Here is a 6,291-nt window from a genome sequence, read left to right as displayed (position 1 = left end):
TCGCGATAGTCGTCTCAGTCGGTTTGCTGACCAGCCTAGCATTAGTGCGGCTCCCTAACAGCATCCGCCAGCTGCTGTCCTATTCACGGTACTTGCCGCGCAAGCGCTACACTGAGCGAGAACCGAAGCGGTAGGAAGCCCACCATGACGATGCCCACCACCCCCTTGTTCTGGCGCGATGCCCGCATGCCTCATGTGGAGCTGCGCAAGGTAGTGGATGGCCGCAGGGTCTGTTACGCGCCACACAGCCACACCCAGTGGTCGCTTGGGGCGATCACCGCCGGGGAGAGCACCTTTCGTTACCGGGCCGACCGCTATCACGTGAGTGCCGGTACCCTGGTGATGATGAACCCCGGCTGGATGCACGCCTGCAGTGCCATCGAAGACAGACCCTGGGGCTATCTAATGCTCTACGTGGATGCCGAGTGGCTGAGTGCACTGCGCTACCAGGCCGGACTTCTGGAAGCGCCGCTCTGGCAGGACATCGCCACCGCGGTGATCGACGAGCCCGGTTGGTACAGCGGCTACTGCCGTATGACGGATTGCCTGCTCGACCCGAGTCGCGACCTGCTCGACAAGCAGTCGGAGGTCGTCGAATATCTCTCGGCGCTCATGCACTCCCTTGCTGGCCAACACGTTCAGCCCGTCGAGCAGGTGCCGTCCACCCTGCAGGGTTTGGCTGCCTATCTGGATGAGCACGTGGCCGAGGAGGTATCGCTGGACGAACTGTGCAAGCGCAGCGGCTTCAGTGCCGGCCATCTGATCCGCGCCTTCAAGCGACACTTCGGCTTTACCCCCCACGCCTATCTGGTCAACCGGCGTATTCAATTGGGCCAGCGCGAACTGAAGACAGGCACTCCGATTGCGGAAGCGGCACTGAACGCCGGTTTTTCCGATCAGCCGCATTTTCAGCGCACCTTCAAGCGACTGGTGGCCGCCACGCCGAACCAATACCGCCAATCTAGCGTTGAACCGTAATTCATTCGATCAGCAGGTAAAAGCAGCTTGCTGCCAGCAAGAGCGCCAGCGTTCGGTTGACGGCGATAAGAACTGCCGGGCGCTGCATGTAACGGCGTAGAAAGGCGCCGGCATAGACCCAACTGCCTAGAGACAGCCAGCAGATCGGCAGGTAAAGCGCCGCGAAGAGCAGCACCTGGGGCAGCTCGCCACCGCTGGTGTAAGCGGCGATACCCGAGGCCGATGCCAACCACGCCTTGGGGTTGAGCCACTGCATCAGTGCACCTGCCATGAATCCGGGCGCCCGCTGAGATTCCCCCTCGGGCAAACGACCGTCGTCGCGGAACAGCCGCCAGCTCAAGTAGAGCAGAAACGCCACCCCGGCCCATCGCAGTGCCGCTGTCAGCCCCGGTACCAGCGTCATCAGCGAATAAAGTCCTAACCCGACGGCCACGAACAGTACAACGAAGCCAAGTGTGGCGCCGGTGACGAACACCAAGCCTTGTGAGATGGGGTAGCGAGTGCCGCTGCTCAAGCAGACAAGATTGACCGGCCCCGGTGATATCGAAGCGGCAAGGGCGAACGCCGACATCGGCAGAATCATGGCAAGGCTCATCGCATCCTCCTGGGTGGCAATGGCCCGAGTGTGCGATGACGGCGAGACGCAGTATTGAACGAAATTGAGGTGCAAGCTTGTGGGGAACCGAACTACCGGCCCGGCTTGGCCGGTAGTTCGACGAATGCCAATGGCTTCGCTTACTTGTTCAGCGCATCGAGCAGCAGCTTGGCGGTGGGCTCGGAGGAGGGCGGGTTCTGGCCGGTGATCAACAAGCCATCCTGGCGGGTATATGGCTCGAAGACGTCAGCCTTGGAGTAGTGGGCTCCGCCTTCCTTGAGCGCATTCTCTACCAGATGAGGCACGATATCGGTGAGCCCTACGGCATCTTCTTCTTCGTTGGTGAAACCGGTGATCTGGCGACCCTTGATGATGAGCTCGCCCTCGGGGTCGCGAGCGTGAATCAGCACGATGGGTGCGTGACACACGGCAGCCACCGGCTTTTGTTGCGCCCAGAAGGTCTCGATCAGGCGGATGGAATTCTTGTCGTCAACCAGATCCCAAAGCGGGCCGTGACCGCCGGGGTAGAAAACGGCATCGAAATCGTCGGCGCTGACCTCGTCCAGCTTGTGCGTATTGGCCAGCGCCTGCTGGGCTTTGGCGTCCTGCTGAAAACGGCGGGTCGCTTCGGTCTGGCTGTCCTCAGCGTCGCTCTTGGGGTCCAGCGGCGGTTGGCCGCCTTTGGGTGAGGCCAGAACCACCTCGGCGCCTGCGTCGAGGCAGGCATAGTAGGGTGCCGCCAGCTCCTCCAGCCAGAAGCCGGTCGGTTCACCGGTATCGCCGAGGCGGTCGTGGGAAGTCAGGACCATCAGGATACGTGAAGTCATGCCATTCTCCTGCAGCTTCGTACATGGTTGGGTCTACTCCGGAGCGTAGTCGCGTGGCGCGACATTGCACGAAATTCAGGTGCACTAGACTGAGGGTGTCTGAACCCTGGAAGGAGGCGTCATGCTGCTCGAAGGTTCTTGCCATTGCGGTGCGGTGCGTTTCAGCATCGAGTCACCGCATCCCTATCCTTATCAACGCTGCTACTGTTCCATCTGCCGCAAGACCGCCGGTGGAGGTGGCTATGCAATCAACCTGAGCGGGCTCGCCGAGACGCTGCAGGTCGAAGGGGCGGAGCATAAGGGCGTATACCATGCCGTGATCGATGGCGAGCGGAGCTCCGGTGAGCGCCACTTCTGCAAACACTGCGCCTCGGCGCTATGGGTCTACGACCCCAGCTGGCCCGAGCTGGTCCACCCTTTCGCCTCGGCTATCGATACCGACTTGCCGGTGCCGCCGGAGAGAGTCCATCTACTGCTGGACAGCAAGGCCGGCTGGGTGGAAGTCGAGGTGCAGCAAAACGATCAGTGCTTCGCCGGATACCCCGAGGAGAGCATCGCCGAGTGGCATCAGCGCAGAGGGCTGGAATCGAATTGAGTTGCCCTAGGCGGAGCACTGCTCACTCTGCATTTCGGTTGGCAATGGGGCCTTTTCCCAGCATTTTCAACAGAGCGGTACGGCACGCTTTGAACACGGGGTAGAGGCGTGCCGTTCGCTCTGGGTTGGCAAACAGCCGATACATGAGACGGTTGAACACCCCGCTGCGAGTGCCGAGCAGAGTGAGGCGGTGCAAGGCTTCGCTGCCATGGTACCAGCGCTCGCCGATTTGCAGGGCGAACCCTTCATCCAGGTCGATGCCCATGGCGGAGAGTTCGCGGCGCGCTTCGCTCTCCTGCCTGGCATCGATCAGCTCAAGCTTGCCTACCTCCCGATCGATACGCTGCCAGCGCACATAGCGCCGACACATCGGGCACTCGCCATCGTATACCAGGCGCAGGCGAGGCTGTGCGGTGCTATCTCCCTTGGTGTCTTGAGCATCCATTTCAGTACCGCCTACTCGTCATGCTTCCTATGCAGGGTCGTCATCAGCCGCCTTCATGTCCAGTGCCTGACTGTACACCGGTGCTACCACGGTGAAGGGATCGCTTCCTTCTCGATAAGGGCCTCGGTACGTGTGCGATAGCGAAGCGCTTCTCCTTCGATCTCTTCGCCTTGGGCGGAAGGAACGATGGTCGAGTGAAAGTCCTCACTTCGATCGGGGCAAGCACGGCAGCTGGCGAGCCAGCCGACCTGGACCTCGCCCTGACCGGAAAGCCCAATGGTCATGGCATGGCGGTACCGAGAGAGAGGGTACTCGCGATACCACTGTTGTAACGACTCCACCGCCTCGGGCAGCGCCAGGTCGATTTCATAAAATGTCTGGGTACGGTAGGAAAACCAGCGTGCTTGCATGCTCTGTGGTGCAGGTATAGGAGCACCCAAGCTGTAATAGCTATCGCTGGCAGGTGGGTATTGCCCAAAACCGTCGTTCAAATCGCCGTTCGGTCCGCTCCAGGTGTGGTCGAAGGTAATTGTTTCCACCCACACAGGCCAGCCCTCAGGGCCGCCAACGGCTTGGATCGTGAACTCGTAATTGCGAGGCTCCGACTCGCAGGCAGACACAGACAGACAAAGTGCAAGAAGCAAGCCCAGGCGTGGAGCAGAACGCGTTGAACATGGCTGCCTGGAGGTTGAACGCTGCAGGGTGAGAGGAGTGGCAAGGTGGGTGTTCATAAAATCCTTTTATCCGTTATCCCTGTGAAAAAGTCATCCACACTTGGGTTGCTTGAGACGCCGTCCATTCTACTGAATGTGGGAAGAGGGGAAATGGCCGATATCTTACAAGGCCATGGTAAATACCTGACATGTGATTTTTTGTTAGTCGAGAGGCAAGCGATATGTATACATAATGAGGGTGAATCTTTTGGTTTTTTTCTGCGCTTGGTATCATTGGATTTTCATCCATTTCTCACCGGTAACGCGTCGAGCCAGGATGGCGTGATGGCAATCGCTACTGGCTGCAGGTGAGTTTTTATTTCATGACAGGTAGCTTGTGATGCTTTTGTACACCTTCTTTGGTGCTGCAGCGATGGTGGCCGTTCATCTTCTAGGCTACCGGCTTTTGGGCTACAAGGGGCGCTCAGCCCGGCTGTTAGTATCTTTGGCTGGCGGAACGTCCGTTGCCTATGTGTTCCTTCAGATCCTTCCAAAACTCGCCTACAGCGACTTGGTACTCGCACATTCGGAAATGTTGAGTGAGGCTAGATGGCAGCACCATGCATTTCTCCTGGCCATGATTGGCCTTGTCGGTTTTCTGGGTCTGGATCAAATGGCGACCAAGCTTGCAGCGGTAGGTCGATACAGACCTAAAGTCGACCACTTCCGTATCATCGCTGTGGTGTACATAGCCTATAATTTCCTCGTTGGTTATATTCTTAATTTTCATTGGGCCATGGGTGGTGGGCGCTCGGTCTTGCTTTATGTGCTTGCCATGAGTCTTCATTTCTTGTTTGTCGGTTATATGCTTGGCCGCCATCATCCTGTTCACAAGGTGATAAAGGTTCGTTGGTACTTTGCAGCTGCATTGCTGTTGGGATGGCTTGCCTCTCTAGTTAGAGAGCTGCGGCCAGAGTTTCTCGCCTCCCTATTGGCACTATTGGCAGGAGCCATGATTGTCATTACTTTAAAAGAAGAGCTGCGTGATGAAACGCTGGATGAATTTTCTACTTTTGCGCTAGGGGCTTTCCTTTATACGATTCTCCTGATGCGGATATAGGGCCATACTGATAAAAATGAACCACAGATCCTGAGATGGGAAACGATATGCAGCAAGTCTATAAAACACCGCCGAACCCGGCCGATATGCAGCGCGCCGAGCGCAAGATTCGTTTCGCAGGCACGCTCGGCCTCCTGCTGTTCGGCTTAGCGGTGGGCGTCGCCTACTTCTTGCTGCCCACCCTTGCCAGCTTTCCTGTTGAGCTGGCCGAACGCCTGGCCTTTGCCGCACGTGCCAGCGCTGTGGTGTTCTTCTGTGTGCTGGTAGCAGTGGGCATGGTGGCGACCATTCGCCGGATCTCGCCGCAGGACATCGGCGGTTCCGCCGCCGGGCCGCCGAGCGAGAGGCTCGCCATTTATGTAGCGTTCCTGCAGAACACCCTGGAACAGGCGGTATTGGCGGTCGGGTTCTATGTTGCCTACGCCAGCCTGGTGGCAGGGGCATGGCTCTCACTCATTCCCGTCAGCGTGGCGTTCTTCGTGATCGGCCGCGTACTGTTCCTGCGTGGCTATCGGCGCGGGGTCGAAGGACGAGCGCTAGGCATGGTGCTGACCATGACGCCTGTCATCGTGGGTTACCCGGCCGTGCTCGTTCTCATGGTGCTAGATTGGTTCTAGGCCTAGGATTTATGGCTCCTCCCCCAATGGCCTCGACCGGAGAATGGCATGGACGAATCGACGAAACGCGAGCTTATAGAGCGCTACATCGCTGCCTACAACGACTTCGACATAGAGGAAATGCTGGCCGTACTTGCGCCTGACATCGAGTTCGAGAATTACTCAGGGGACGAACTCACCAACTCGGCCAGCGGCATCGACGAGTTCAGGCTTCTGGCCGAGCAAGCCAAGCGGTTTTTCACCGAGCGCCTGCAGCGCGTGACGAGCCTGACCTTCAGCGAAGAGGGGGTCACGGCCGAGATCGATTACCGGGGCCGCCTGGCGCAGGACATCCCCGGCGGGCCGAAAGAGGGAAGCTTGATCGAACTGAATGGCACTACCGAGTTTACGTTCGGCGGGGGGCGGATCGTCAGAATCGTCGACCGTAGCTGAATTGGCCATCGGCCGATATATCGGATACC

General features: G+C 58.6%; 9 protein-coding genes. 5 read left to right on the top strand and 4 right to left on the bottom strand.

The window, feature by feature from the left end; genetic code table 11:
* Window positions 1–144 precede the first annotated feature (144 nt).
* Window positions 145–978 carry a helix-turn-helix domain-containing protein gene (locus AC2VNO_RS04615; RefSeq protein WP_486933035.1) on the top strand — a complete coding sequence of 278 codons (834 nt, stop codon included), beginning with the start codon at window positions 145–147 and terminating at the stop codon, window positions 976–978.
* A gap of 1 nt (window position 979) precedes the next feature.
* On the opposite strand, the gene AC2VNO_RS04610 is transcribed toward AC2VNO_RS04615, so the two are convergent.
* Entirely contained in the window at window positions 980–1,573 is a 594-nt protein-coding gene (locus tag AC2VNO_RS04610) for a LysE family translocator (protein ID WP_486933034.1), read from the bottom strand.
* A gap of 140 nt (window positions 1,574–1,713) precedes the next feature.
* Window positions 1,714–2,400, bottom strand: a complete 687-nt coding sequence (locus AC2VNO_RS04605) for a type 1 glutamine amidotransferase domain-containing protein (RefSeq protein WP_486933033.1) — start codon at window positions 2,398–2,400, stop codon at window positions 1,714–1,716.
* Between the two features lie 121 nt (window positions 2,401–2,521).
* Between AC2VNO_RS04605 and AC2VNO_RS04600 the strand changes: the two genes are divergently transcribed.
* Window positions 2,522–2,995 (top strand): GFA family protein, encoded by a 474-nt coding sequence (locus AC2VNO_RS04600; protein ID WP_486933032.1) that lies wholly within the window; start codon window positions 2,522–2,524, stop codon window positions 2,993–2,995.
* 22 nt (window positions 2,996–3,017) lie between these two features.
* Here the strand turns inward: AC2VNO_RS04600 and AC2VNO_RS04595 are convergent, their stop codons facing one another.
* Both AC2VNO_RS04595 and AC2VNO_RS04590 read right to left on the bottom strand, forming a co-directional pair.
* The gene (locus AC2VNO_RS04595) at window positions 3,018–3,440 is read right to left on the bottom strand and encodes a DCC1-like thiol-disulfide oxidoreductase family protein (RefSeq protein WP_486933031.1); all 423 of its coding nucleotides are present in this window, start codon (window positions 3,438–3,440) and stop codon (window positions 3,018–3,020) included.
* Window positions 3,441–3,523: 83 nt separating this feature from the next.
* Window positions 3,524–4,171: a DUF2931 family protein gene (locus AC2VNO_RS04590; protein ID WP_486933030.1), complete on the bottom strand. Its 648-nt coding sequence runs from the start codon at window positions 4,169–4,171 to the stop codon at window positions 3,524–3,526.
* A gap of 322 nt (window positions 4,172–4,493) precedes the next feature.
* Here AC2VNO_RS04590 and AC2VNO_RS04585 point away from each other — a divergent pair, with 322 nt between their 5' ends.
* Genes AC2VNO_RS04585 through AC2VNO_RS04575 form a run of 3 tightly spaced genes read left to right on the top strand, consistent with a single transcriptional unit; the run spans window position 4,494 to window position 6,262 of the window.
* Window positions 4,494–5,213 (top strand): hypothetical protein, encoded by a 720-nt coding sequence (locus AC2VNO_RS04585; protein ID WP_486933029.1) that lies wholly within the window; start codon window positions 4,494–4,496, stop codon window positions 5,211–5,213.
* 47 nt (window positions 5,214–5,260) lie between these two features.
* Window positions 5,261–5,830, top strand: a complete 570-nt coding sequence (locus AC2VNO_RS04580; RefSeq protein WP_486933028.1) for a hypothetical protein — start codon at window positions 5,261–5,263, stop codon at window positions 5,828–5,830.
* 48 nt (window positions 5,831–5,878) lie between these two features.
* Window positions 5,879–6,262 carry a nuclear transport factor 2 family protein gene (locus AC2VNO_RS04575; protein ID WP_486933027.1) on the top strand — a complete coding sequence of 128 codons (384 nt, stop codon included), beginning with the start codon at window positions 5,879–5,881 and terminating at the stop codon, window positions 6,260–6,262.
* Window positions 6,263–6,291: the final 29 nt, after the last annotated feature.

The sequence above is a fragment of the Halomonas sp. TH-94 genome (genome assembly GCF_057473365.1).
Note: the sequence above shows the minus strand (reverse complement) of the source record. Positions and strands in the feature narration are given on the sequence as shown.

Coding starts and splice junctions, on each gene's coding strand:
- AC2VNO_RS04605 (WP_486933033.1), bottom strand. CDS start 2,400: ATGACTTCACGTATCCTGATGGTCCTGACTTCCCACGACCGCCTCGGC.
- AC2VNO_RS04580 (WP_486933028.1), top strand. CDS start 5,261: ATGCAGCAAGTCTATAAAACACCGCCGAACCCGGCCGATATGCAGCGC.
- AC2VNO_RS04590 (WP_486933030.1), bottom strand. CDS start 4,171: ATGAACACCCACCTTGCCACTCCTCTCACCCTGCAGCGTTCAACCTCC.
- AC2VNO_RS04585 (WP_486933029.1), top strand. CDS start 4,494: ATGCTTTTGTACACCTTCTTTGGTGCTGCAGCGATGGTGGCCGTTCAT.
- AC2VNO_RS04600 (WP_486933032.1), top strand. CDS start 2,522: ATGCTGCTCGAAGGTTCTTGCCATTGCGGTGCGGTGCGTTTCAGCATC.
- AC2VNO_RS04615 (WP_486933035.1), top strand. CDS start 145: ATGACGATGCCCACCACCCCCTTGTTCTGGCGCGATGCCCGCATGCCT.
- AC2VNO_RS04575 (WP_486933027.1), top strand. CDS start 5,879: ATGGACGAATCGACGAAACGCGAGCTTATAGAGCGCTACATCGCTGCC.
- AC2VNO_RS04610 (WP_486933034.1), bottom strand. CDS start 1,573: ATGAGCCTTGCCATGATTCTGCCGATGTCGGCGTTCGCCCTTGCCGCT.
- AC2VNO_RS04595 (WP_486933031.1), bottom strand. CDS start 3,440: ATGGATGCTCAAGACACCAAGGGAGATAGCACCGCACAGCCTCGCCTG.